This window comes from Terriglobales bacterium, assembly GCA_035764005.1.
Lineage (GTDB): Bacteria > Acidobacteriota > Terriglobia > Terriglobales > Acidobacteriaceae > Gp1-AA112.
Genome location: DASTZZ010000115.1, coordinates 1 through 26,204, shown reverse-complemented (window position 1 = coordinate 26,204; position 26,204 = coordinate 1). Strand labels below are relative to the sequence as shown.

Sequence of the window (26,204 nt, the reverse complement as noted above, 5' to 3'; positions counted from 1 at the left end):
GTCTGATTAAACGTCAGCCCAGTTCGAAGAGTCCGGAACAGATGGTCAGTACCGTTCCCGGTAGGGAATCGGCGGGCTCTGAGGCGTCGGCGGTGTAACCCATTCGCTACCGCGAACGGTACTGACCACTCGCTACCACGCTCATACTCGCGATGATGGCTATTCCGTTCGTCGTTGCAGCCGCTCTTGTCGGCTCTGCGATGCGACTGCCTGGATTTCATTTAGGGAATACGTTGTCCCTCGCCACAAAACTCCGCCATGAATTACGGAGCTCACGGCCGAATTGATCAGTGTGTACACGAACATCAAGGCCGCAATAGGATGGGTGAACACGTACCAGGGTGAAACGTGGAATCTGCGAGAGACACGAGCATAGAGCAACACGATCGAGAACAGTGCAACTCCGAATCCCAATTTGGAAATTCCTGGAGCGAGGAAAATTCCGAGCCACGGACCTATGTGGTAGATCAAAGCCCCGATACTCGCAAGCAGGGCCAGTGGCCAACTGAAGCGCAGCAGGCTGAACATATTCTTTTGTAGATTACGAACAACGCCGAAGGCACCTTCGGCCCAGCGCAGCTCGATCAGACCGGGTCCGCGCACGCAATCCTGAGTGAAGCCGTGCTCTTTCACAGCTTGTCCGAGTTTCAGATCGTCAATCACCTCCATCCTGAGCGCCTGATATGTGCCCAGGTTTTCATAAACGCCGCGACGAATCAGATTGAAGGCTCCCGCGCCCACGTGATCCTTAGCTCGAGGATCGCGAACTTTCCACGCGCGCAGGAAGAGGGAGGAGGCCAGGCCAAAGAAGCCCAGCATCATCTTTTCTCCGATGGTATGCATGATCAGGGTCGGAAAGATCACGAGATGATCGCACCGCGTGAGTTCAGCATAAGTAAGTGTGCGGCGGAGCGCGTCGGGACGGAAGATGATGTCGCCATCGGTGAAAAGAATCCAGTCGCTCTCGTAAGCGGCGGCGCCGCGCCACATGGCGTGTGTCTTTCCCAGCCATCCGGAAGGAAGTTCGTTGATATGGATCACGTCCAGCTTGCCGGGAAATTCGCGTTGCAGCCGATCCATGATGCTTCCCGTGGCATCGGTGGAGCGATCATCGACGGCGCAGAGTTTCAATTCGGGATAATCCTGCGCCAGCAGAGAACGCAGGCATTCTTCGATCTTTGCGGCTTCGTTCCTGGCCGGCACAACCACGGAAACGCTCGGCTGCTCTCCAGTCAGCACAGGAGCTCTGTTCCACTCTGGCTGAGTTAGATCGGCAAGCTTTTGCATGCCGTGCACCGCATCGAAGGAGCGGCGGAGCCAGTCTGCTCCGAGGATGAGTCCTGCTGCGAGCCAGATCCAGCGACTCAAGCGGACGCTCCCGCGAGATTTGGTTGCTGTTCCGACGAGAGCGGCGGCGCGAAGCGCATGCCGATGAACAGAATGATTGCTGAGAGCACTAGCGCGATCAAAGTGACGGAGAAACCGAGACGCAAAGTTGAGCGATCAGAGATGGCGCCGATAATCGTCGGTGACAACGCATCGCCGAGGAGATGGATGGTAAAGAGATTTACGCCGATTGCTGTTGCGCGAATTGGGGCCGCGACGGAGTTCACGATTGCGGCATTCAGAGGTCCGGTATTGAGGAACAGGAAGAACTCGGCCCCGGCGAGCGAGAGGAAGATCCAACTGGGATTGCCATAGAACGCGAACAGCGCACCGGGAATGGCGAGGAGCATGCTAAGTGCTGAGAGGAGATAATAGGCAGAACGCGTGCGTTTCAGCCAGAGATCGCCAAGCCAGCCTCCCACTGCAGTGCCTGCAAGTCCGTCGATGACGGTGATGATACCGAAGTAGTAATTAGCTTTATCGAGCGGAATTCCGCGTTCCCGTTCCAGGAAGGTCGGCATCCAGGCTGAGATCCCGCCCATAGCGAAGGTCATCATAGCCAGGCCAAGCGTCGCGCTCCAGAATGCCGGATTGCGCAGCAAGCCATGAAATGTGGTGCGCTCAACCGTCAAAAGTCCAGCTTCCTTTGCTCCTCGCGCTGGCTCTGCGCCCGCGAAATAGAACGCGAAGGCTACAAGGAATCCCGGAATGGCACAGACGTAGAAGGGCGAGCGCCAGCCGTGGGTGGTGCCCAGCGCGCCGCCGATGATGTAGCCCAACGCGGCTCCGACGGGAATCGCGAGATAGAACAGTGCGAGCACGCGTCCGCGGCGCTCTTCCGGGTAAAGATCGGCGATGTACGCAGGCGCGATTAGCGAAAAAGTAGCTTCTCCCACGCCGACAACTGTGTGACGGACAAGCAGTTCGGTGAAGTTATGTGTAACTGCCGTCAGCAGAGTCGCTGCGCTCCAGACAATCGCACCGATGGTGATGATCATCTTGCGCGACTTGCGGTCGGCGAGAAATCCGATGGCCGGCGCACAGCACATGTAGAACACGAAGAAGACCGTGGTGAGCCCACCGAGTGCAGTATCCGACGGATGGAACTCTTGCTTCACCAACGGTTGCACCGCCGGAAGGATGTAGCGGTCGATGTAATTCAGGAAGTTCAGCGCGGTGAGCAGACCAAGGACGAGTGCCGGCCGCGGGACGCGGTTCATGCGCGGCTTCGCCCGTTGCCGCTTTTGCTGCTCGCGGGACGCGGCCAGCGCGCCTCGACGGTGGTTCCGATTCCCCCGCGCGGGCGGAAGACTCCGCGCACCAGCGCCCATTCCGGATCTGCGGCTCGTACTACATCATCCAGAACGCGATTGACGATGTTCTCCTGAAAGATTCCGAGATTGCGGTAGCAGGTCAGGTATTCCTTCAGAGACTTCAGCTCAAGGCAGCGTTCGCGCGGCATATAGCGCAATGTGAGTACGCCGAAATCGGGTAGTCCGGTTTTGGGACAGACCGAGGTGAATTCGGGAATGTCGATCTCGATTTCGTAAGCAGGGAACTGGTTGGGCCAGGTTTCGATTTCGGGGAAGTCGAAATCGAGGCCGGACTTGGCGTGCTCAGGGGTGTATCTGGGTTTTTGCGGCATTAGTGGATCTATTGTAGCGAGATACGTATGTCATTCCGAACCGCCGGGTCTGGCGGTGAGGAACCCCTATGGAATTCCAGACTGTGAGGGCCAAGAGCACGCTCATGGATGGATTCTTGCACCACAGCGCACCTGATCGACAGCACTCGCGTTCTTATGAGTTGTCGAAGTTAGTAGGGATTCCTCACCGCCAAACACCGGCGGTTCGGAATCACAACACGGGGCTACGCGGCCTTTGGCATCTCGGCGACATCTCCGGGAGCAATCCGCTGCTGGCCTTGGAGCTTTTTGCCTTCCACTTTCAATAGCTCCGAATTCAGTTCGGCTCCAATGAGAATCGCAATGCTGCTCACATACAGCCAGAACATGAGCGCGATGACTGCGCCGATGGTGCCGTAGGTCTTGTTGTAATTGGCGAAGTTGGAGATGTAGATGTTGACGGCTAGCGAGATCAGAATCCAGAGAATGGTTCCGACAATCGCTCCCGGCAGCGTGTGCTTGAACCGCTGTTTCACATTGGGACCGAAGAAGTAGAGCAGCTCCATCGAGAGCACAATGGAGGCTGCGATGATGCCCCAACGGATCAGTCCCCAACTTTGCGCGAAGATACGCGAGAGATGAAGCACGTTGCTGAGAAAGTATCCGGCACGATTTCCTACGAGTGTAAGAACCATAGCAAGCGCCATGAGGCCTCCGGTCATGAAAGTAAGACCTAAGGCAAGTAGTCGCTGCTTCACCATTGGACGGCTCTTGCGTGCGTCGTAGGCGATGTCGAGCGCATCGATCATCGCTGAGAAGCCCCCTGAAGCCGCCCAGAGTGTTCCCACGATCCCGAATGACAACAATCCACCTCGGCTCGGGGTTAATACGCTTTGCAGGATCTTACGCACCAGACCCATTGCGTCGTGCGGAATGAAGCGTGCCGCGAAATCGAGAATCTGGTTGAAGAGATTTGGAATTGGCAGATACCCCAGAACCGTCGCGAGCAGGATCAAGAGCGGGAACAAAGATAGGAGGAAGTAGTACGCGAGTCCGGCGGCTACGCTGAAGGTGCGCGTGCGCTGCACTTCGTTGTACACCGAAACGGTGACCTCTTTGGCCTCGCGCAGTCCAATGCCCATCGCAATTCGTATACAGAAGTACCGTAGTACCGTGTTGCCTGGTTGGATTAGATGAGTTGCTGTTTTGCTGAGATGTCGTTGAGCCAAAACGACCCGCCAAGGCATCAGATTAGCAGCGCATACAGGCAGGCAATAGCCTAGGAAAAGCTCGGGCGAGGAGCTTCTTTGTTGTCCGATATACTTTACTTTTGTTAACAAATGGTCGAACGCACTAAGAATGGGAATGGAAGGCACGTATGGCGATTCGTGATCGTCGCGATCGTCGCCGTAATCGTGCTTGCCGCTTTTATCTCCAGCCGCAAGAGCAGCGTTCCCGTTCGTTCCGACCGCGTCACGCGCCAGGATCTGGTCACATCCATTTCCACCAACGGCAAGGTTGAACCTCTTCAGATTTTTGAACCGCACAGTCCTATTCCTACGACGGTGAAGAAGATTTATGTGCGGGAAGGACAACAAGTGAAAGCTGGAGAGATGCTGATGCAGCTTGAGGATTCTGACGTGCGTGCTCAAGTTGCGCGCGCTCAGGCCCAACTCAAAGGCGCTGAAGCTGATCAGCACGCGATACAAACAGGTGGAACTCAGGAAGAGGTGCTTACGACTCGATCCGATCTCGTAAAAGCCCAAGCGGATCGCGACGCTGCACAGAAAAACTACGATGCACTCCAGCTGCTGGCGAAGACCGGATCTGCCGCGCCGTCGGAAGTGCGCGAAGCGGCGAGCCGCCTGGCAACAGCCGATGCCACGCTGAAGCTGCTCCAGCAGAAACAGCAGGATCGCTACTCGCGTCCTGAAGTGAATAAGATTCAGGCTGAGGGCGCACAGGCTCGCGCAACTCTGGCCGCCGCCGAAGACCAGCTAAAGCACACGGAAATTCGGGCTCCATTCAACGGGACGGTCTACTCTATTCCCATCAAGCAAGGTGAGTACGTGCAGCAAGGCGAATTGTTGCTCCAGCTTGCCAATCTGAAGAGGGTGCAGGTGCGGGCGTTTGTTGATGAACCCGAAATCGGAAAGCTTGCTACAGGACAGCCTGTGAACATTACTTGGGATGCGTTGCCGGGAAAGAGCTGGCATGGCGAGATTACGCAGATGCCGTACACGATCACAACCTACGGAACGCGCAACGTCGGCCAGGTGCTCTGTGGAGTCGACAATGACGACGGGCGCTTACTGCCGAATATCAACGTGACGGTAAACGTGAGCATCGCGAACAAGAAGGATGTAGTCACCGTTGCCCGCGAAGCTCTTCATGATGATGAGAACGGTCGTTTCGTGTACCTGATCAGGGAGGGACATCTGGACCGTCAGCCTGTGGAAGCAGGCATCGCCAACAACACTCGCATCGAAATCACCAAAGGACTCGAGCCAGGAGAACTGGTCGCCCTCAACAGTCTCAACGCCACTCAACCTCTAAAGCCCGGACTGGAAGTTCGTACTCGGTAATTCTCGGATGTTAAATCGCATTTTTCCTCTGAATCCTAAGTTGTATCGCAAGGGTCTTTTGGCCGCTGTAATGGCTACTTTGGTTGTTCCCATTCTGGGCCTCGCGCAGCCGGCAGACGAATCCGCGCTGAATCTGTTCATCAATGGTCAGGCTGATGCTGCCGTTCGTACTCTCAGATCCTCGGTGAATGCCAATCCGTCTGACGCTCAACAGCACAACCTGCTTTGCCGTGTCCAGTACGCCGAAGAACGGTGGGATGCTGCGGTTTCCGAATGCGAGCGTGCTGCGAATCTCGATCCGAAGAACGGAACCTACCAGCTCTGGCTGGGCCGCGCGTACGGCGAAAAAGCTGAGCATTCAAGCTGGCTGACTGCGATCGGATTGGCAAAGAAGACGCGCATTGCTTTTGAGAAGGCCGTACAACTCGATCCGGAGAATGTTCAAGCTCATTCGGATCTCAGCGAGTATTACATCGAGGCTCCTGGCTTCCTCGGTGGTGGTACGGACAAAGCCGCAGCGCAAGCGAATATCGTCGAGAAGATCGAACCGGCAACAGCGCACTGGATTCGCGCGCGCATAGCCGAGCACCAAGATAGAAACAGCGATGCCGAAACCGAATACAAGCGTGCCCTATCGCTCGACACGAACTCGCCACGTCGGTTGTTCGATCTCGCCTCTTTTTATCGTCGCGCAAATCGCCTCAACGAGCTTGAGGCGACCATCCAGAAAGCTGCACAGTTGAATGCGAAGAACGATTCCAGTCTGGTCGATTCCGCCGGATTGCTGCTGCGAGTCGGGCGCAATCTGCCGCTGGCTGCAACTCTCCTACGGCGCTACATCGACCAGGGCACAAAATCGGAAGATGCGCCGCTTTTTCAAGCTCAGCACTTGCTAGGACAGATTCTCGAAAAATCTGGTGACGTGCAGGGAGCTAAACTCGCCTATCTCGCAGCCCGATCTGAGGCTAGCGAATTCGCGCCAGCAAATGCCGCGTTGAAGCGGCTTGGCGCTTAAAACCAAAAAAACACGACGCGGATCGCACGGACGCTCCGCGCACGCATTAGAGATGTTTGCTGTATCCGTGCAATCCGTATCATGTTTTTTTCGCTCAGTCATAAACTAAGGCGCGTTCGTGATTGCGACTTGCTTTTGCGTCGGCAGGAACGCGTCGTAGAGGGACACGACCTTCATCGCCTGCCGTAGTTGATCAAGCGATGCTTTGCTCGTGACCTCAATCTGCGCTGTCTCGCCTGGAAGCAGATCAATGTAGTTGTCGGAGAATTTGGCATCGGCATCGCCGAATGAAAGATAGACATCACGAGCGAGCTGCGCTGAATGCAACGTCACCCGATAGCCGGTGCCTGCTGCTTCGATGTTCGCCGTGATCTGCGGCTGGGGCAGAGTGACGTTCTTCATGGGAGTGAAGAAGTACAGATTTTTCGAGACAGATTTTCCGTCCACTAGCAGTTCCGCAGCGATGAAGACCTGATTGCGCTGACGTTGAGCCAGCAGTTCAGTGACAGGCAGACTCAGGTACACGTCGCTGGCTAGCGGTTTAACTTGAATATCAGCCGATTTATCCTCAAGAACTTTTCCTGAAAGATCCAGCAGGCGCACATGCAACTGTGCCGGTTGCGTTTGCTGACGATCAGATACGACATAAATCTGCAGCGCGCTGTTTTCCTCATTAGGGCTTACCAGCAAATCGTTGTAGAAACGACGTGCGTAATACTGCAATGCCTTCCAGCGCCCGTAATAATCGATGCTCGCCCATGATGCGACGGGCCAGCAATCATTGAGCTGCCAATACAGAGAGCCCATCGTCCGTGGACGGCTGCGGCGCAGATGCTCCGCGCCCACTTTGATCGCCTCGGCCTGCATCACCTGGCTGGCGTAGAGGAACGAAGGGAAGTCCTTTGGCTGGCCGAAGTAGCGCAGCAGGTAGTCATAAATGCGGCCGTTCCCGCCTTTGTTTTTCTGGTGTGAGAGCATCACCGGCGAGCTGATGTCCCAATCGGACGGGACGCTGAATGCCTTGATCGTGTTCATTTCGGGAAACGACTGGAAGCCGTATTCCGTCATGAACCGGGGAACCTGCAACTTGTAATCTTCAATTGGTGCGAGCGCGTGCCAAACCTGCCAGTAATGCATGTCGCCGATGCGCTGCGAGTCTGGATCATCTTCGAAGTTTGAGCTTGGAGAACTCGGCCAGTATGGGACTGGCTGGCCATATTGAACAACCACGTCCGGCAGCACGCGGTTAAAGAGCACCATGTAATCCTGCCAAACCTTTTCTGAGACTTTCTGGCCGACTTCAGCTTTGAACTGCTGACGATCTCCCCAGTGATCCCACCCGGTTTCGACCTCGTTATTGCCGCACCAGATCACGATGCTTGGGTGATTCCGTAAACGCTTTACCTGATCGATCGCTTCCTGTCGAACGTTATCGAGGAACGCGGCATCGCCGGGATACATGTCGCCGCCGAACATGAAGTCCTGCCAGACGATCAGGCCGAGTTCGTCGCAGATGTTGTAGAAGTCGTCCATCTCATAAATCCCGCCGCCCCACTCGCGAACCATGTTCATGTTGGCGTCGCGGGCGGACTGCAGAATCTGCCGGTATGTAGCTTCGGTTACGCGGGAAGGGAAGCTGTCGAATGGAATTACATCGGCGCCTTTTCCGAAAATGGGAATACCATTAATGACGAACGCCATGCTGCGTCCCCAGTGGTCGGGTTCCTGACGCAGCTCGAGAGAGCGCAACCCGGTGCGAACTTTCGCTTCATCAACCACGCCCCGCTTAACATCTACCGAAGCAGAGAAGTTGTAGAGCGATTGCGGACCGTATCCGGCCGGAAACCAGCGCGCCGGTTTTTCGATTTCGATCGGGACAGTCACGCGATTAAGCCCGGAATGTAAAGTCACAGTGCGGTCGATTCTCTTCGATGCGGTTGATCCCGGAGCCGTGTATCCGACGGTTACTTTGGCGGAATTGTCTCCATCCGACTCAACCTCAAGCTCGGCCGCGAGATTCGCCACATCGGCTGTTACTTCGTTTTGTGCAATGTGCAGATCGCGAATTACAGCATCGTCCCAGCTTTCGAGCGTGACAGGCTTCCAGATTCCCAAAGTGACAAAGCGCGGTCCCCAATCCCATCCGTACTGATAGGGCGCTTTACGCGTGTACGGATCCGTGCCGATTCCTTTCTCGGCATCGGCGTCGTGCTCCGAAATGGAAGGTAGCCGATAAGGCAGAAGCTGGATTTGCTTCAGGACCAAGTTGATGGGTGAACGGAATGTAATCAGCAGAGTATTGCTGCCTTGTTTCAGGTAGGGCTTCGCATCGACGCGCCAGATGCGAAACATATTGTCGGCATCCAGAATTCCGCGGCCGTTCAGATTCACAGTCGCGTAGGTGTCGAGTCCTTGAAAGACCAGCTCGATGTGTTTGCGGCTGATCGTCGCTGCTGGAACATCGAACGTCATCTGGTACTGCCAGTCTTCTTCGCCGACCCATTGCAGCGTTTTCTCATTTTCGCGGTAGAACGGCTCTGGAATGATTTTGTTCTGCAGCAAATCTGTTTGCACGCATCCAGGAACTGTTGCGGCTGTCCAATTCGACACGCGCTGCAAAGTCGCCTGATCCACTTCGGGATTCACGCCTTCGACGCGGTTGAGAGCGGTATCCGGCGCGAGGCGGAATTGCCAACCGCTGTCAAGTTTCATTATTTGCTTTTGGGAGCCCATTGCGGCAGTGCAAACGAGGAGGGACAAGAGCAGCAAAATCGGGTTCTTCATGGATGTGATGAATGGAACAGCGGCGGCATAATAACAGCTTTATTTACCACGAAGCCACGGAGGAGACGGAGAGTGGAACCAGCAAGAGCTAAGAAATTTCTCCGTGTGCTCCGTGGCTCCGTGGTGGAAGTTTTGCTTCCACGGCGTCCAAGCGGTCTATCAGGAAAGCGCGTTCGATTTCGTTTGTGGCAAGTTCAAGAGCATTGCGATATGCCTCGGCAGCTTCGGCGGGACGCTGCAAGCGTCGAAGAAGATCGGCTCGCGCAGCGTGCAGCAGATAGTAATTTTTCAGTTCTCCTGATTTTCCAAGCGCATCGATTCTTTTCAGCCCTTCTTCGAATCCGCTGCTCATCGCGATTGCCACAGCTTGATTCAGTGCAATGATCGGCGAGGGGTTCAGCTCGAGCAGCTTGCCGTATAGAGCGACGATCTGTGCCCAATCCGTTTCCGCCGACGTTTTTGCGGAGGAATGAAGAGCGCTGATGGCGGCCTGTAGCTGATATGGCCCGATCTGGCGCAGCTTCCATGCCTCATCCAAAATTGCTAGACCTTCGGCGATTTCGTTCTGTTCCCAAAGCGATCTGTTTTGCTCTTCGAGGGTGACGAGTTTGCCATCGCGCGTGCGTGCTGGACGGCGCGAATCATGAAGCAGCATGAGAGCTAACAACCCCAGATTCTCCGGTTCCTTCGGCATGAGTTCCCGGAGAACGCGACCGAGGCGGATCGCCTCTGCGCAAAGGTCGGTACGAATTAGTTTTTCTCCAGAAGCGGCCACGTAGCCTTCATTGAAGATGAGATAGATTACGGCCTGCACTGATGCGAGCCTATCGGGAAGACTCTCAGGTGGCGGTACCTCATAAGGAATGTGCGCTTCCTGAATCTTGCGTTTTGCGCGAACGAGTCTTTGCGCGAGTGTCGGTTCGGGAAGGAGAAAGGCTTTTGCGATCTCGGGCGTGGTTAACCCGCCCAGTGTTCTCAACGTGAGCGCGACCTGCCCTTCGCGATTGAGCGCGGGATGGCAGCAGGTGAAGATCAGTCGCAGGCGGTCGTCGGGAAGGTGCATGGGTTCGTCTTCGAGGTCTGGCTCGCTGGAAGGGGCGAAGGCTTCGATCTCGTATCGGACCGCATCTTCTTTGTCGCGAACGGTACGATCGCGGCGGACCTGGTCGATCAGCTTGCGATGAGCGGCAGTCATCAACCACGCGGCCGGATTCGTGGGAATTCCCGCCTTGGGCCAAGTGGTCAGGGCGGCGGCGAAGGCTTCCTGCGTTGCGTCTTCGGCTCGGTCGAACGAACCGGATACGCGAATGAGACTGGCGATGATTTTGCCCGACTCCTCGCGAAAAACCGTTTCGGCCGCCAGCCGCGCGTCCATCTAGTGTGCTAAGCCCTCGTGGAGCGGACGAATCTCGATACAGCCCTCACCGCCCTTGCAGCCGCTGGGAATCTTCTTTGCCCACTCAATGGCATCGTCCAGATCTTTGCAGTTGAGGATGTAGTAGCCTGCGAGTTGCTCTTTCGTCTCGGCGAATGGGCCATCCAGCAGCTGCGGCTCTCCGTCACAGGCACGCACCGTCGTAGCGGTTGTGGTTGGTTTAAGCGGCTCCGCGCTTTCGAAGACGCCGCGTTGGGCTGCTTCAGCCATCACCTTGCGATGCTGCTCCGCGACAGATTGCAGCATCGCAGGATCGACGTCGGGCCTTTCGACCGAGTACACGAGAAACATATAGCGCATTCAATCTCCCCTTCCATAAATACGACGGTCGAAAGGCAAGGGAATCGACAACTCCTGATCTGTGTTTCTCGTCATTTTTCAGTAATTTACAGCAGAATCTTGCCGGCTCACTATACCCACTGGGCCGAACGGGTTCGACGCGGCTCCTCAGGAAGGCTGCGGCGATAGCGTGTGACCCGCATCAGGCAGAGACAAAACGCGAACATCCACAAGATCGCAATCGCGCCCCAGGCGATCAACTTGCGCAGAAGTTCCGGAGAAACCTGGCCGGTATCGCGGGCGCTCATCAGCTCGTAGCAGAAAATCAGGCAACTTGCCGCGAAAGCCAACATGCAAATGATCGAAGGTGTGCGGGAATTCAGGAAGCGCTGCAACATCATTCTGAGGTGAAGTAATCGACTGCTACCGGTGACTCGAAAAGTGAGTAGTCGCGTGTCACGACGGTAATTCCAGTGTCGGTGACGAAGTAGTTGCGTCGATCTTCTTCTATATCGTAGCCGATTACGCTGCCTTCTGGAATGTGGACGTCGCGATCGATGATCGCGCGGCGGATGCGGCAATGGCGTCCGATATTCACGTGCGAGAAGACGATGCACGATTCCACTTCGGCATAGGAGTTCACGCGCACATCCGGCGAGAGCACGCTCTTGCGAACTGTTGCTCCCGAAACGATGCAGCCGGAGGATACAACCGAATCCACCGCCATGCCGGTGCGTCCGGGCTCGCTGAAGACGAATTTTGCCGGCGGATACTGCCGCTGATGCGTACGGATCGGCCACGCTTTGTCGTACAGGTTAAACACCGGCGAGACGGCTACACAGTCCATGTTGGCGTCGTAGTAGGCGTCGAGCGTTCCCACGTCGCGCCAGTAAAGAGCTTCTTTCTTATTTTCGTCGATGAAATTGAAAGCGTAGACTCGATATTCCTGGAGGAGTTTCGGCAGTATGTCATGGCCGAAGTCGTGAGATGAATCGGGATCCTCAGCATCTTTGAGCAGCGCGGGCAGCAGCACGTCAGTGTTGAAGAGATAAACGCCCATGGATCCGGAGCACATGTTTGCGTTGAACGGCGAGCGGAGCTGCGTGGTCTTAGGCTTCTCCTCAAAGCCGATGACGCGTGCGCTTCGATCGACATCCACAACTCCAAAACGGGAAGACTCTGATGGATCGATCAAGATGGTCGCCAGCGTCACGTCGGCTCCGGCGTCGAGATGCTGACGCATCATCAGGTCATAGTTCATCTTGTAGATGTGGTCGCCGGAGAGAATCATTACGTACTTCGGCTGCTCGCTGCCGATCGAGTAGATGTTCTGATACACCGCATCGGCTGTGCCCATATACCAGTTCTCACTCACGCGCTTCATCGGTGGGAGGATTTCGATGAATTCGCCAAGCTCGCTGGCCACGATGGTGCCCCAGCCTTCACGAATGTGGCGATTCAGAGACAGCGCTTTGTATTGCGTGAGGATGTAGACCTTGCGAAGGTCGGAGTTGATGCAGTTCGACAATGTGACGTCGATGATGCGGTAGTTGCCCCCGAAGGTCACGGCGGGCTTGGCGCGGTCGCGTGTGAGAGGGAAGAGACGCTCGCCGGCGCCTCCGGCCAGCAAGACTCCGAGTGTGTCCTTCATGAGTGCTCTGATGTGTTGCTAGTTCGTACTGCGAGCTACTGGGTGGGCCGGAAGATGGCCCGGAAACAAACGATGATAACAGGTCAAATGAAAACCCGGAGCTTCTGCTCCGGGTAGTAAAAATGCACTGATGTGAAACTAAGCTGCGCGGTCTTTACTCTCGTCCAGGCTGATGCGGAGCGACTTTAGGAAGCGCAAATCTTGAGCATTCACCTTCAGCTCCGGATTGACGCTCGCTGCCTTGCCAGCGCGAACGACTTCGGGCTTCGGCTGTTCCTCTTCATGCCGGTTAAAGCCGACCGTCGCTTCCAAAACCAGGAATACGTCGTAGCCCTCGCCCTTAATCTTGCCTATGACTGCTGCTATCGGTTCTGCCTCGGATAGGGACTCGTTAATCGCCTCGCCCAATTCCTTCATCAATTGCTTCAGCCGCTGGTTCACGACTCGCTCCATATCGGCCCACAGCCCACCGGAAGAGACGTTCAATGGACCAGAAGCCGCTTTATCTATTGGATGCCACGCCGGGGGGTGGCGTTCCGGCAATCGCTTGAAAATCGGGGGTATTAGGAGGACAGCTCTGCCTAATGTCGACTAGTTTAACGGCTACTCCGGCTCGAAATCGAGCGAAATCGATACAGGCGCAAGTCGCCGTCCTCTATTGCCCCACGGTTTCTCGCTTATAGGGCTGGTTTAGGTACCGACGTGCCTCGTCCAGAGCTCCCTGCGTGTTGTCGTTCGTCTGCAGTGCCTGGCGGTACTCGTTGGTGGCACGCTCCCGCTGGTCGGTGATGTCGAAAATCTTGCCCAGCTGGATATGGCTCCAGACCTCAGTCCATTTCGGCTCGCCATCGCCGTTAAGAGCTTCGCGGTAAGAGTTTGCCGCTGATTGATAGTTCTTCTGCAAGAAGAAGACCTCAGCAATCCTGTAATGCGCCAGCGAGCTATTGTGGTTGGCGTCAAGCGCCTTCTGGTATTCCTTTAGGGCTTCAGCCAGATCCCCCTGCGCAACAAGCTGTTGTCCGCGGAGAATTGCCACACGAACGCGCAGGTCGGGGGAGTTCTTGAGCACCCAGTTATTCGGGTCGAGGACAATACGCCGCGGCTTTCCGAAGGTCTCGATTGAATAAGTGGATTCGGTCCCGACCACATCGATGCGCTTCATCTCGCTTTTGCCGTCGGTATCGACTCGCACTTCCAAGGGCATACGAAACAAATCGAGATCCTGATTCACCTGGCCAACGATGCGGAACCCTTTGTTGTTTCCTAACCGATAAACGGTGTATTTATTCTTGAATTCAGGTGCGCCAGTTCCATCGAGCCACTGGGTGAAGAAAGCTCCCAGCTTCTCGCCTGAGTTCTGCTCCGCCAACGCACGGAACTGATCGGTAGTGACCGGTTTATTCGCATACTGTTGCGCCAGAGACTTCATGGTGCGGTCGAAAGCAGCATCGCCAAGCTGCCAGCGCAGCATGTGGAAGATCATTCCGCCTTTGTCCGTGACCAGCGATTGGAACTCCGGCGAAAACGGATCGAGCTTGCCTACGCCCGAGAGCGGGATGTTGTCGTAGGCGAGCGCGCCGACGGCCATGTCTTTGGTCGCTTCTTCGAAGCCCGCTTCTCCTGCCGCCTCCTGAACATAGCGAACTTCGCTGTCGCGGGCCGCGCCTTCGGTAATCCAGAAGTCATCCTTCGACGCGGGACTCACCGATGCGCCCCACCACTGATGGGCAAGAACGTTGCCGAGCAGTCGGTAATTCACCTTGTCGCTTACGGCCCGCGAAGCAATCGCCGCAATCTGCGGAGCCCAGGCCGAAGGAACCGTGTCGTCAGGAATCTCGACGATGCTCAAATTTGCCGTAGAAATTGGCCCATAAATCTCAGAGAAGAATGCAATCTCACGCGCAGCCGTATCGGCGTAAGCATGCGCGAAATCCTTGTGATTCGGCTTGAAGTAGATTTTTAGATTGCTGTCGTTGGTTTCAACGAAAGTGCCGGCGATGATCGTTCCGGGAAAACTCGGAGTGTCCCAAACGAAGCTCGCGGTTTTGTTCCCCGCCGACGCCGGATGCTCCGATCCCGGCTTGGCGCCGCTGCCGATTACGGAAAAGAACGCCGGAACCGTAATGTTGATAGTTGCCGTGAACCGGTTCGTACCGTAACCAACCATCGGGAACCAGCGGGCGGCATAGAGCAAGTAGCTTGTATCGGGATTGATCGAGGCGAGTTTCAGGCCTTCCACAGGACTGTCATCGCCGTTTGCCAGCACGCCTTCATAGTCGAAATTGAGTGTTTGCGATTGCCCCTTGGACAAGCCGTCCGGCAGGGAAACGCGCACTGTGTAGTCCTGAGTGACGCGCTCCGTTGGCAGAACCTTGCCGGCTTCGGTAGTCACCCGCGTGACGCGAAGGGCATTGTTGAGCTCGAATACGGCGGTGCTGATGTCGTCCAGCGCCGTGAATTTGACCTTGGCTTTGGCAGTAATGTGATGCGTTTTGGGCGCGAGGTCCGCGTCAATTACGTAGTCATTGACCTCGATCCGAGGCTTCTCGGCAGCGCTGGCGGCAAGAGTAAGGGCGACAAAGGCCGCAGAAATCAGCAGCCGCAGAATGCTATAGGGAATGCGCGCGGTGCGCATCCGGCTAGAAAAACTCATTGAAGCTCCACAGTAGCCGTCCTCGTACGACGCCTCCGCACATCCAGAAAAGATGCAGATGAATGACCTTTACAGGAAGAGGTTGGACGGCCCACTACGAGAATCGACACTTCCATTCTATAAACGAATGAGGTGCAGAAATAGTTTAACTCGCGCCTGTGCTCATTCACCACGAAGCACTGAGAACACATAGAACGAAATGGAAGTTGCGTCAGCTCGGAGCGCACTTTACGCTGCTAACAGCGTAAAAAACAGCGTACACATTTGCGACTTCGAGTTTTCTGCCCAACAGTTCGCACATTTTCGAAAAAGAACAGCGAACTAACAGCGTAATAACAGCGTAAGTGCAGACCGGGATGAATTCTCCGGAAAGAGTAATGATTTGTGCCGAGTTGGCATGGCACCCGGGCTATCGCGCTGGGAGAAGCGGGGAATGAGGCCTCAACGATCGAAAGGAGATTCACCTCATTTCTACTCAGTGTTGCTTTCTCTATCTTGGAGTCAGAACTTTACTTTCGCTTTATATTCGTGTACAGTGAACGGAGTTCACTGCTTTCTATCGCAACCGGGAAGTAAGGCGGAAAGGCCCAGGTCGGAGTGCGAGCTATTCGTCGCACTCGACCCGATCTTCAGCTCAAGGCGCGCCGGGTGAAATCGTCTCCAGCACAGCATGTGCGGCCCGTGCAATGGCAGTTTCTCCACCTGCAGCCCCCACCTGACGCAGCTTCGATTGAACGCCGTTAAGCTCCCGCAGCATTTGTTCTCGCGGTGGACCATCGGGGATCAGTTTTCTTAGCTCCTCGATTACGTGCTCTGCCGTAAAGTTCTCCTGGATCAGCTCTGGGACGATCTCGCGTCCCGCAATCAGATTCACCATTCCGAAGTTCTTCACCTTCACCAGACGTTTACCGATCGCATAGCTCAACCCGCTGACGCGATAAACAACGATGAATGGATTCCCAATGAGCGCAGCTTCGACGGTAGCGGTTCCGCTGGCGACGACAGACACCTGGGCATGAAGCAGCGCAGCCCGCGCATCCAAAACGAGATGAACGGGCGCTGACCCGATCTGCTGTTTCATCCACTCGTGCGACAACGTGCTTGCTACTGGAACCAGATATTCATATTCACTGCCCAATTTCGCCGCAGCCTCGATCATCACCGGCAGATTCAATAAGACTTCTTTCTTCCTGCTGCCCGGCAGCAGAGCGATCCAGTGCTTCGCCGGATCAAGCCCATGCTCGCGCGCAAAGACCTCGCGGGGAATCTGTGGTGGAGCGAGATCTGCCAGCGGATGACCGACGTACTCGGCGTCCACGCCACGCTCACGGTAATAGTCCTGCTCGAAAGGGAAGATCACAAGCATGCGATCGACAAACTTCTTCACCCGCCAGATTCGCCGCTGCTTCCATGCCCAAAGCTGTGGAGAGACGAAGTACACAACGGGCACGCCCATGTCGTGCAGCTTGCCTGCGAGGCGCAGGTTGAAGTCGGGAAAGTCGATCAGCACGGCAGCATCCGGCCTTCGTTCTCGGGCGGCTGCTACGGTGCGAAAAAACTCACGGTAGATCGTCGCGACATGCTTGATGACTTCCGTGATACCAACCGCAGCCACTTTTCCCGAATCGACAATCGTGTCGAATCCGGCAGCGCGCATCTTCTCCCCGCCGACTCCGAAGAACTGAATGTCGCGATCTGTAAGCTTGCGCAGTTGGGCCATGAGCATGGCGCCGTAGTTCTCGCCGGAAGCTTCCCCGGCGGAGATCAGAATGCGGAGGGGTGACTGGGTCATGCCGTAGGAACAGAAAACCTGACGCGGATTTCGCGGAACCTTCGGTCGCGGATTAATGTCGATGTAAGTGAGTTTTGGTATCCGCGTGATCCGCGCGCGAAGCGTCCGCGAAATCCGCGTCGTGTTTTGACTTCGAACTGGAGTAATCCGGTCATCGAGCAGTTCCTTCGCATTCTATTGGTGCGAGAACGCAGCCACAAATGCTCCATGCAGCTCAAAAATCCTGGGACAAGCCGTCGCACTTCACCCACCAACTCCGCTCACGGCGCGAGTATCTCCACGTCCAATCGCGGAGGCTAATCACACATGAAGAAGCGAATGCTGCTCGCATTTCTTGCGACCGGCGCATTGCTGTTGATTGCGTCGCAATCGCACGCTCAAAGCATCCTGAACCTGCCCCGGCCCAGCCAGCATGCGCTGGTGACGCAGCGCATCGGCATCACCGACATCTCCGTGAACTATAGCCGTCCGCTGGTCAACAACCGGCAGATATGGGGCAAGCTCGTTCCCTACGGACAAGTCTGGCGCGCCGGTGCAAACGAAAACACCATTATCGAATTTACCGATTCCGTCTCCGTCGAAGGCAAGCCCCTGGCTAAGGGCGTTTATGGCTTGCACATGATCCCGAACGAGAATGAATGGACGGTGATCTTCTCGAAAGCGGCGACCTCCTGGGGCAGCTTCTCCTACAAGCAGGATGAAGACGCACTGCGGGTCACCGTGAAGCCGCAGCCGAGCGAATTTCATGAAGCGCTCACCTATGACTTCGACGACGTGAAGCCCGACTCAACGCTTGTCACTCTGCGCTGGGAAAAAGTGGCGGTTCCATTCCGGGTCACCGTCCCCGTGCACGACATCGTCGAAGCCGATCTCAAATCGCAGCTGCGTACAGGCTCGCAATACATCTGGGAGAGTTGGGACGAAGCCGCCAGCTATCTGCTCGCGGAGAAGGTCGATCTGCCAGAGGCGCTCGATTACTCGAACCACTCGATCCAGCTCGAATCCCGATTCGACAATCTGCTGACGAAATCTCAGATCCTCGATGCCATGGGCAAGAACGACGAAGCGAAAGTCGTCCGCGCCAAAGCGCTCGACAGCGCCAATGCCATCCAGCTTCATTCCTACGCCCGCCAGCTCCAGTTCCAGGGCAAGCAGGATGAAGCCCTCGAACTCTTCCGCACGAACGTGAAGAAATATCCAAATGAGTGGATCTCGCACTCGGATGCAGCCCGCCTCGCCGTAGCAAAAGGAGACTACGACGGCGCAGTAAAAGAGATGAAGCTTGCAGTAACCGACGCGCCGGATATCTACAAGTCAGCGTTCGATCGGCTGGTTAAGAGGTTGGAGGCGAAGGAGGATATTAATAAATAGGCACTCGGCTGTCGGCACTCGGCATTCGGCCGGAAACCTTTATCGGTACCACGACAACAGCGCCGAGAGCCGGTGATAACACGCAAAAGCAAACACAAGGTGCTTCGGCGAAAAGCACGCCTCAGCATGACACGGTTTTTAAAGTGCGGCGCTTTTTCTCGAAATCGGCGATTACGCTTTTTGTCGAACTGCCATTTTGTCCATGCTCGCGTTTTTGTCGATGGCGCGCCAAACATCCAAAACCCGTGTCATCCTGAGCGCCGGGTTTTGGCGCGAAGGACCTTGTGTTTGCTTTTCGTGCGCGACACCTTAACAGCCGGTCCCGCTCAGCTTGATTTTTCCGGCAACCCCTGCGGTACCATCGGCAGCGATCTCAACCTGATTCCCGTCGCGCTGAAGATCGCGTTGCCCACTGCCGGCGCGATTCCCACAATGGGAGTTTCGCCCGCGCCGAAAGGCTTCTCATCTTTGCGGTCGATGAGTTCGACTTCGATCTTGGGCATATCGCGGAAGCGCGGCACGCGGTATAACGCGAAGCGCGGATTCAGCACGCGGCCATCCGCGAAGTGAATGTCTTCAAATAGCGCGCCGCCCATGCCTTGCATGATTGCGCCTTCGATTTGATTTTTCAGCCCATTCGGATTGACCACCGGACCGCAGTCCCAGGCCTCGACTACACGCACAACGCGAACTGCGCGGCTGGCCGGATCGACGGCGACCTCTGCGCACGTGGCCACGTATCCGCCTTTTTCGAATCCGCCAGCGAGGCCGAAGCCGCGTTCTTGAGTCGCCTTCTGTTGTCTCCAGCCGAAGCGTTTTGCCGCAGCTTCAAAGACTGCGCGCAATCGCCGATCGCTAATATGTTTCAGGCGAAATTCCAGAGGGTCCACGCTAATCGCGTGCGCGACCTCGTCCATCGAACTTTCACGCGCGAAGTGATTGGCCGTCGCCGCGAGCGACCGGTACGAGCCCTGCCGCAGCGGCGGATTCTCTGTCGGATGAAACTGAATTCTCTGATTGGGAACATCGTAGGGCGTATTGATCGCCGATGGGCCGGAGTTGTAGTTGTGATATTCCCAGGCGACGAGCGAGCCGTCGCTGCGCGCTCCGGCTTTTACGTCGATCACTCCCGCAGGGCGGAAGTAGGCCCAGGTAAATTCCTCTTCGCGCGTCCATTGCAGCTTGACCGGCTTGCCCGCTGCCTTTGCCAGCCGAGCGCATTCAACGGCAGCCTCTCCCGTGTGCTTGCCCCCGTAAGCTGATCCCGTATCGGGAACAATGACGCGTACGTTCTGCTCGGGAAGGTGAAAGGCCTGCACAAGCTCATCGCGCACAGCAAATGGACGTTGCGTGCCTGTCCACACCGTAAGCTTGTCACCGTTCCATTCAGCGACGGCAGCGCGCGGCTCCAGCGGAGCGTGTTGGATGTATGCCACGGTGTAAGTCGCTTCGATCTTTTTGTCGGCCGATCCGAATGCCGAGTCGAACGAGCCTTTCTCGTGGACGTTGGCGCGACCACCGCCTTCGCCTCCGGCGTGCTGATCTTGATTGGCCGGTTTCTCGCGTAAGTAGCTGTACAGTTCTTTCTCGGAGATCTGCTGCGGCGCTTTCCATTGAGCTTTGACTGTGCTCGCGGCTCGGGCTGCACTGGTTGAATCCGGTGCGACCACGCCGACGAAGTCGCCATCGTGCACGACGGTTACACCTGACGTATGCTGCGCCTCGTCCGCATCGAGCGAAGCGAGCGTCGCGTGGTAGGCCGAAGGACGCACAACTTTCCCATGCAGCATTCCGGGACGCGATATATCGGAGGCGTACTTATGTTCGCCGGTCACAAACTCGCGGCCATCGACTTTGGGCACCGCCCTTCCCGCAACCGTCCACTTCTCCGGCGAAATCAGCGGCGGATCGTCGGGAATCATCTGCACCAGCTGGCGTCCATTCAGTAGCTCGCCGTAGCGAATCGATTGGCGGGTTGCGTTGTTGGTCACTGTGCCATTGGCAGCAACTAAGTGATCGCGGTTTCCGCCCAGCTTGCTCGCTGCCATATCGACGAGCATCTCGCGTGCCGTGGCGGCAATGTTGCGCAACTCCGTTCCCATTTGCGGAGTGGTGCGGCTGCCGAAAGTTCCCATGTCGAAGGGACAAAGCTCGGTATCCGCCATCACCATCGTGATCGTGTCCACCGGTACATGCAGCTCTTCAGAAACCTGCTGCGCCAGCGACGTGCGGATGTTCTGTCCCATTTCGGCTTTGCCGGTGAAGACGGTCACGTTGTTGTCTTCGGCAATGTGAATCCAGGAGGCGACGTCGTGCGGAACGCGCTCTTCCTCTTCGTTGCGTCGTCGACCGCCTGATTCCTGCAGAGCGCGAGCGTCGACGGCGCAAACCATGAGCCCGGCGCCGAATAGCTTGAGCAGTTCGCGGCGATTCACGGTAAAGCTGTGCGTGAGGCGATCGACACTTTGCTGGAGGAGTTCGCTGTCAAAGCTCATTGCGCGCCTCCCGCTTCTGCAGCGCGGCGAATTGCCGCAACAATCCGCGGATACGTTCCGCATCGGCAAATATTGCCGTTCATGCCGCGAACGATCTCCTCATCATTGGGCTTGGGATTCGCTTTGAGGAGGCCAACGGCCGACAAGATCATGCCCGGCGTGCAGTACGAGCACTGGAAGGCTTCTTCATCGAGGAATGCCTGCTGCACCGGATGGAGCTTGCCATCGGTCTCAAGGCCCTCAATCGTGGTGATCTTCCGTCCTGAAACCGCCGCGGCATGCATCTGGCACGAGCGCGTCGGACGTCCATCGATCAGTACAGTGCACGCGCCGCATTGTCCTTCGCCGCAGCCATATTTTGTGCCGGTGAGATTCAGCCGATCGCGCAGGACGTACAGCAGCATTTCGTCTTCGGCGGCCGGGACGCGATGCTCGGCGCCGTTGACGTTCAGAGTGATCTCTCGCATGGAAGGCCCTCCAAAGGATATTGTCGCGCAGGAGCGCAGCGAACGCACACTGACCTCATCGGACGCGCGCAACAACCACATACTGGGCAGCCTGCAATGTCAGGCCCGAAGGGCCGAAAGAAGCGGAGCCCAGCGGCGTAAGCCCTGGGTTAGGGTCATCAACGACACAGAGCCCTGCAAGGGCGGCATTCATACCGCGTATAATGTCCCATTTTTGATTCCCATTTCCGGAGAAATGACCTGTGTCGCAATCACTCGTGAAGATCGCAATTCATGTGATTTTCAGTACGAAGGAGCGGAAAAACCTGATTCCTCAAAACGAGCTTCAAACCCTCTGGGCTTATATGGGCGGCATTGCAAAGAATACAAAGATCGTGTTGATCATTGCCGGCGGAATGCGCGATCACGTGCACCTCTTGTTCGAGCTGCCGGCAACGGAAAGTGTTGCAGATGTTGTGAAGACCTTTAAGACAAACTCATCGCGTTGGATGCGCGAGAAGCATCGTGGTTTTGCGTGGCAGGCAGGATATGGAGCTTTCAGCGTGAGCCCATCGCAGATTGCGGCGGTGAAAAAATATATCGCGAATCAGGCAGAGCACCACAAAAGGCGTGACTTCAAGGAGGAGCTTTTGATTATGTTGAAGAAAGCCGGCGTGGATTATGATCCTCGATACATTTTCGATTAGGGAGTGGTCTCGGTGTCGCCCTTTCAGGGCTCGATTGTTAACGCGTTCTTCCCCAGGGCTCACGCCGCTGGGCTCCGCTTGTATCGGCCCGTTGGGCCTGGGTTCAACAACTCGTTCGCGCTCCATTTCGGCCTAAGCATGTCCCTACTCTTGCGTTTGACGTCTGCTTTCGCATGCTGCACGATTGGTAACCAATGGCAAGAATCACGTTAGTGCTGGACGACGCCCTTCTAAAGCAGATTAAGAAGATCGCTGCGGATGAAGGGCGGAGTGTTCAGGACCTGATAACTGACTTATTGCGTCGTGCTCTTGCGCCACAGGAGTCGCAGCCTTTTCGCCTGAATCTGCGTCCGTGGAAGGGGGAACTTCAGCCCGGTGTGGATATTTCGGATCGCAATTCATTATCGGATGCGTTTGACCAAGACTGAAGGCTGACCGGGAATCGCAAGGGGAATCGCTTTGCATCGAACACGGTGTCACCGAACTCATCACCAACGACCATGATTTCGCGCGATTTTCGGGTTTGCGTGTCACCAACCCATTCGCACCCTAGGTATGCTGCTGCCCTTCATTGCGTCTCGCCACCCCGAGTGTTACTTTTAAAGTTTGGCTTACGCATTCCCATCTTCATAGGAGCAGTTGCTCATGGCAGCGGTGTATAACGGCGTGCCTGTCCCTTCTGACGGCGCCTCCATTCGATACGAGAACGGCAAATACCAGGTTCCTGACAATCCCATCATTCCCTACATCGAAGGTGACGGTACCGGACGCGACATCTGGAAGGCCTCGCGACGCGTCTTTGACGCCGCCGTGGAAAAAGCTTACGGCGGCAAACGGCGAGTTGCATGGTACGAGATCTTTGCCGGCGAGAAGGCTTTTTCGAAGTTCCGCAACTGGTTTCCTGAAGACTCGCTGCGAGCGGCGAAGGACCTGCGCGTTTCGATCAAGGGACCTCTCACAACTCCCGTTGGCGGCGGCATTCGTTCGCTCAACGTTGCCATGCGACAGGAGCTTGATCTCTATGCCTGCGTTCGTCCGGTGAAGCATTACTCCGGCGTGCCCTCGCCGGTCAAACATCCCGAGAAGCTGAACGTGGTGATCTTCCGCGAGAACACGGAAGACGTGTACGCCGGCATCGAGTGGAAAGAAGGCAGCGATGGGGCGCGCAAGCTGATCAAGTTCCTGAACGAAGAAATGCTTGCCGGGGGCAAGAAGCGCGTGCGCGAAGATTCCGGCGTCGGCATCAAGCCGATTTCCATTACAGGAACTAAGCGTCTTGTCCGTCGCGCCATTCAGTTTGCGCTCGACAATCGGCGTCCGGTTGTGACGCTTGTCCATAAGGGCAACATTCAGAAGTTCACTGAAGGCGCATTCCGCGAGTGGGGATACGAACTCGCGCAAACTGAATTTCGCGATCGCGTCGTGACCGAGCGCGAGAGCTGGATTCTCGACAACAAAGACAAGAACCCGAACATCACCGTCGAGCAGAATGCGCAGCAGGTCGAGCCTGGTTTGGAGTTCGCTCCGGAAGAATTTCGCAAAGGCGTGTACGCCGAAGTGAAGGACGTGCTCGATCGCATTTACCGAAGCCACGGCAACGGTCAATGGAAGAAGAAGCTGATGATCAATGACCGCATTGCTGACTCGATCTTCCAGCAGGTAATCATTCGTCCACAGGAGTACAGCGTGCTGGCCACGCCGAATCTGAACGGCGACTACATCTCTGACGCCTGCGCTGCGCAGGTCGGAGGGCTCGGCATCGCTCCTGGCGGAAACATTGGCGACGGCTTCGCAGTTTTCGAAGCCACGCACGGCACGGCGCCGAAGTACGCGGATCTCGATGTGATTAATCCGGGCTCGGTGATTCTTTCCGGCGTGATGATGTTCGAGCTGCTCGGCTGGAACGAAGCCGCGCGCCTGATTGAAGACTCGCTCGAAGCGACGATCAAACAGAAGAAAGTCACCTACGACTTCGAGCGCCAGATGGAAGGCGCGAAAAAAGTGAAGACCAGCGAGTTCGCGTCGTACATGATCGAGAACATGGAAGCGCTGAAAGGCGCGACTCGCGAAGCGGCGCTGGCTTAAAGGCAATTGAACACGGAGGCTCTCTGTTTGTCATTCCGAGCGGATGCTCACGCGCGTTTTGCGTGAGCAGGAGAGAGGAATCCCTATCGTTTGCGATGATCGCTGCAGCCACATTTTGAAGTCGGTAGGGATTCCTCACGCCAACAGCAGGCGTTCGGAATGACAGAGGAAGACCTCCGTGTCCTCCGTGTTCATCTTTAATTTTCGATTTCCGAATGCACAGGAGCTAGCAAGAATGCGAAAGAAAGTCTCCATCGTCGGCGCAGGAAACGTCGGAGCTACGGCTGCGCACTGGATTGCGTCCAAAGAACTCGCCGATGTTGTTCTCATCGATATTGTCGAAGGCATTCCCCAAGGCAAAGGCCTCGATTTGCTCGAAGCGATGCCGATCGAGAAGCGTGATTCGCACGTGCGCGGCACGAACGACTACGCTGACACGGCCAATTCCGACATTGTCGTGATCACAGCCGGCATTCCGCGCAAGCCAGGCATGAGCCGCGACGATCTGCTGAATACAAATTACAAGATCATGCAGGACGTGGTCGGCAAAGTCGTTGCCAACTCGCCGAACGCGATTCTGATCGTCGTCTCCAATCCTCTGGACGCGATGGCGCAGGCGGCCTTCAAGATCAGCAAGTTCAACCGCGAGCGCGTGATCGGCATGGCCGGCGTACTCGATTCCGCGCGATTCCGAACCTTTATTGCGGAAGAGCTAAAAGTCAGCGTGGAGAACGTGACAGCCTTCGTACTCGGCGGACACGGCGATACGATGGTTCCACTGGCCCGCTACTCGACAGTCGCCGGAATTCCCATTACGGAACTCATGGACAAAGCTACGCTCGATCGCCTGGTGCAACGCACGCGCGACGGCGGGGCTGAGATCGTGAAGTATCTCAAGACCGGCAGCGCCTATTACGCTCCATCAGCCGCTGCGACGGAAATGGTTGAGACGATCCTCAAAGACAAAAAGAAGATTCTGCCGTGCGCCGCGTACCTCCAAGGCGAGTACGGCATCAACGGGCTCTTCGTGGGCGTTCCTTGCAAACTCGGCACACGCGGATTGGAACAGATCATTCAGATTAAGCTGACGAGCGAAGAACAGGCGGCGCTGAAGAAGAGCGCTGATGCTGTGCAGGAGTTGGTGAAGGTAATTGGAGTTTGACCGGGGAAGAGCGAACACGAAGGTCACTAGGGTTCAAAAAGAAAGGTCACGGAGAATCCTCTTCGTGACCTTTTGTTTTGAACCATCGTGACCTTCGTGTTCGCTCCTGCGGTTAGCTCTTCTCGATCGACACTGAATTTAGCTTCACATCCTGAGCCGGTCGATCCTGCGCGTTGCGCTTTACTTTGGTGATCGCGTCTGCGACGTCCTGCCCTTCAACGACTTCTCCAAAGATGGTGTGGTTTCCCGTAAGCCAGTCGGTTGCTGCGACGGTGATGAAAAATTGGCTGCCGTTTGTGTTGGGACCGGCATTGGCCATCGCCAGCTTTCCTGGTTTGTCGAATTTATACGGCGAGCCTTTGGTTTCATCTGCAAACTTGTATCCCGGACCACCCATGCCAGTACCGCTGGGATCGCCCCCCTGGATCATGAAATTTGGGATCACGCGATGGAAAACAGTCCCGTTGTAGAGAGGCCCGGGGCCTTTCTTTCCGCTCACGTTGTCGCGCCAGTCGCGCTTGCCTTCGGCTAGATCGATGAAGTTCTTCACCGTATTCGGCGCTTCTTTTTCAAACAGGCGGCAGACGATCTTTCCCATGCTGGTGTCGAAGGTGGCGTAAGTCCCGGGCTGACGAGCCATGCAGTTTCTCTCCGTTGTGAAAATGGCAAACGACTAATGTAAAGCATTTGCGAGCTGCGCGTGCGGGGCAGCGATTTCGTGGGCTCCGGATGCG

The 26,204-nt window shown here is 56.1% G+C and carries 22 protein-coding genes; 7 read left to right on the top strand and 15 right to left on the bottom strand.

Annotation, left to right across the window (positions count from 1 at the left end; genetic code table 11):
* Positions 1 to 159 precede the first annotated feature (159 nt).
* The 4 genes from VFU50_19215 to VFU50_19200 form a co-directional block, all read right to left on the bottom strand.
* Complete coding sequence (locus VFU50_19215) at positions 160 to 1,368, bottom strand: glycosyltransferase (protein HEU5234995.1); 1,209 nt, start codon at positions 1,366 to 1,368, stop codon at positions 160 to 162.
* The gene (locus VFU50_19210; GenBank protein ID HEU5234994.1) at positions 1,365 to 2,606 is read right to left on the bottom strand and encodes an MFS transporter; all 1,242 of its coding nucleotides are present in this window, start codon (positions 2,604 to 2,606) and stop codon (positions 1,365 to 1,367) included. Before VFU50_19210 ends, VFU50_19215 begins: the two co-directional genes overlap by 4 nt.
* The gene (gene queF, locus VFU50_19205; protein ID HEU5234993.1) at positions 2,603 to 3,031 is read right to left on the bottom strand and encodes a preQ(1) synthase; all 429 of its coding nucleotides are present in this window, start codon (positions 3,029 to 3,031) and stop codon (positions 2,603 to 2,605) included. The genes VFU50_19210 and queF overlap by 4 nt, the downstream gene beginning before the upstream one ends.
* 224 nt (positions 3,032 to 3,255) lie before the next feature.
* On the bottom strand, positions 3,256 to 4,152 hold the full coding sequence (locus VFU50_19200) for a YihY/virulence factor BrkB family protein (GenBank protein HEU5234992.1): 897 nt from the start codon (positions 4,150 to 4,152) through the stop codon (positions 3,256 to 3,258).
* A 198-nt stretch (positions 4,153 to 4,350) separates the two neighbouring features.
* On the opposite strand from VFU50_19200, the gene VFU50_19195 reads away from it, so the two are divergent.
* Both VFU50_19195 and VFU50_19190 read left to right on the top strand, forming a co-directional pair.
* Complete coding sequence (locus tag VFU50_19195; protein HEU5234991.1) at positions 4,351 to 5,595, top strand: efflux RND transporter periplasmic adaptor subunit; 1,245 nt, start codon at positions 4,351 to 4,353, stop codon at positions 5,593 to 5,595.
* A 70-nt stretch (positions 5,596 to 5,665) separates the two neighbouring features.
* Complete coding sequence (locus VFU50_19190) at positions 5,666 to 6,610, top strand: tetratricopeptide repeat protein (GenBank protein ID HEU5234990.1); 945 nt, start codon at positions 5,666 to 5,668, stop codon at positions 6,608 to 6,610.
* A 105-nt stretch (positions 6,611 to 6,715) separates the two neighbouring features.
* Here VFU50_19190 and VFU50_19185 read toward each other — a convergent pair whose 3' ends face one another.
* The 8 genes from VFU50_19185 to lpxB all read right to left on the bottom strand — a co-directional run bounded on the left by VFU50_19185 (position 6,716) and on the right by lpxB (position 17,204).
* Positions 6,716 to 9,322 (bottom strand): glycoside hydrolase family 2 protein, encoded by a 2,607-nt coding sequence (locus VFU50_19185; GenBank protein HEU5234989.1) that lies wholly within the window; start codon positions 9,320 to 9,322, stop codon positions 6,716 to 6,718.
* 160 nt (positions 9,323 to 9,482) lie between these two features.
* The gene (locus tag VFU50_19180) at positions 9,483 to 10,769 is read right to left on the bottom strand and encodes an RNA polymerase sigma factor (GenBank protein HEU5234988.1); all 1,287 of its coding nucleotides are present in this window, start codon (positions 10,767 to 10,769) and stop codon (positions 9,483 to 9,485) included.
* The gene (locus VFU50_19175) at positions 10,770 to 11,129 is read right to left on the bottom strand and encodes a YciI family protein (protein HEU5234987.1); all 360 of its coding nucleotides are present in this window, start codon (positions 11,127 to 11,129) and stop codon (positions 10,770 to 10,772) included.
* Positions 11,130 to 11,239: 110 nt separating this feature from the next.
* The gene (locus VFU50_19170; GenBank protein HEU5234986.1) at positions 11,240 to 11,509 is read right to left on the bottom strand and encodes a hypothetical protein; all 270 of its coding nucleotides are present in this window, start codon (positions 11,507 to 11,509) and stop codon (positions 11,240 to 11,242) included.
* Positions 11,506 to 12,759 (bottom strand): glucose-1-phosphate adenylyltransferase, encoded by a 1,254-nt coding sequence (gene glgC / locus VFU50_19165; protein HEU5234985.1) that lies wholly within the window; start codon positions 12,757 to 12,759, stop codon positions 11,506 to 11,508. The genes VFU50_19170 and glgC overlap by 4 nt, the downstream gene beginning before the upstream one ends.
* 138 nt (positions 12,760 to 12,897) lie before the next feature.
* Positions 12,898 to 13,245 (bottom strand): hypothetical protein, encoded by a 348-nt coding sequence (locus VFU50_19160; protein HEU5234984.1) that lies wholly within the window; start codon positions 13,243 to 13,245, stop codon positions 12,898 to 12,900.
* 169 nt (positions 13,246 to 13,414) lie between these two features.
* Complete coding sequence (locus VFU50_19155) at positions 13,415 to 15,412, bottom strand: M1 family aminopeptidase (protein ID HEU5234983.1); 1,998 nt, start codon at positions 15,410 to 15,412, stop codon at positions 13,415 to 13,417.
* 634 nt (positions 15,413 to 16,046) lie between these two features.
* Entirely contained in the window at positions 16,047 to 17,204 is a 1,158-nt protein-coding gene (lpxB, locus tag VFU50_19150; GenBank protein ID HEU5234982.1) for a lipid-A-disaccharide synthase, read from the bottom strand.
* Between the two features lie 306 nt (positions 17,205 to 17,510).
* Between lpxB and VFU50_19145 the strand changes: the two genes are divergently transcribed.
* Positions 17,511 to 18,575 (top strand): DUF2911 domain-containing protein, encoded by a 1,065-nt coding sequence (locus tag VFU50_19145; GenBank protein ID HEU5234981.1) that lies wholly within the window; start codon positions 17,511 to 17,513, stop codon positions 18,573 to 18,575.
* Between the two features lie 326 nt (positions 18,576 to 18,901).
* Here VFU50_19145 and VFU50_19140 read toward each other — a convergent pair whose 3' ends face one another.
* Both VFU50_19140 and VFU50_19135 read right to left on the bottom strand, forming a co-directional pair.
* Complete coding sequence (locus VFU50_19140; protein ID HEU5234980.1) at positions 18,902 to 21,070, bottom strand: molybdopterin cofactor-binding domain-containing protein; 2,169 nt, start codon at positions 21,068 to 21,070, stop codon at positions 18,902 to 18,904.
* Positions 21,067 to 21,537, bottom strand: a complete 471-nt coding sequence (locus tag VFU50_19135) for a (2Fe-2S)-binding protein (protein HEU5234979.1) — start codon at positions 21,535 to 21,537, stop codon at positions 21,067 to 21,069. The genes VFU50_19140 and VFU50_19135 overlap by 4 nt, the downstream gene beginning before the upstream one ends.
* 242 nt (positions 21,538 to 21,779) lie before the next feature.
* On the opposite strand from VFU50_19135, the gene tnpA reads away from it, so the two are divergent.
* The 4 genes from tnpA (at position 21,780) to mdh (ending at position 25,470) form a co-directional block, all read left to right on the top strand.
* Positions 21,780 to 22,223, top strand: a complete 444-nt coding sequence (gene tnpA, locus VFU50_19130) for an IS200/IS605 family transposase (GenBank protein ID HEU5234978.1) — start codon at positions 21,780 to 21,782, stop codon at positions 22,221 to 22,223.
* A gap of 194 nt (positions 22,224 to 22,417) precedes the next feature.
* A complete protein-coding gene (locus tag VFU50_19125; protein HEU5234977.1) occupies positions 22,418 to 22,651 on the top strand; it encodes a DUF6364 family protein in 234 nt (77 codons plus the stop codon).
* 217 nt (positions 22,652 to 22,868) lie between these two features.
* The gene (locus VFU50_19120) at positions 22,869 to 24,308 is read left to right on the top strand and encodes an NADP-dependent isocitrate dehydrogenase (protein ID HEU5234976.1); all 1,440 of its coding nucleotides are present in this window, start codon (positions 22,869 to 22,871) and stop codon (positions 24,306 to 24,308) included.
* A 235-nt stretch (positions 24,309 to 24,543) separates the two neighbouring features.
* Positions 24,544 to 25,470, top strand: coding sequence for a malate dehydrogenase (gene mdh, locus VFU50_19115; GenBank protein HEU5234975.1), 927 nt, complete (start codon positions 24,544 to 24,546; stop codon positions 25,468 to 25,470).
* Positions 25,471 to 25,582: 112 nt separating this feature from the next.
* Here mdh and VFU50_19110 read toward each other — a convergent pair whose 3' ends face one another.
* Positions 25,583 to 26,110 (bottom strand): peptidylprolyl isomerase, encoded by a 528-nt coding sequence (locus tag VFU50_19110; GenBank protein ID HEU5234974.1) that lies wholly within the window; start codon positions 26,108 to 26,110, stop codon positions 25,583 to 25,585.
* Positions 26,111 to 26,204: the final 94 nt, after the last annotated feature.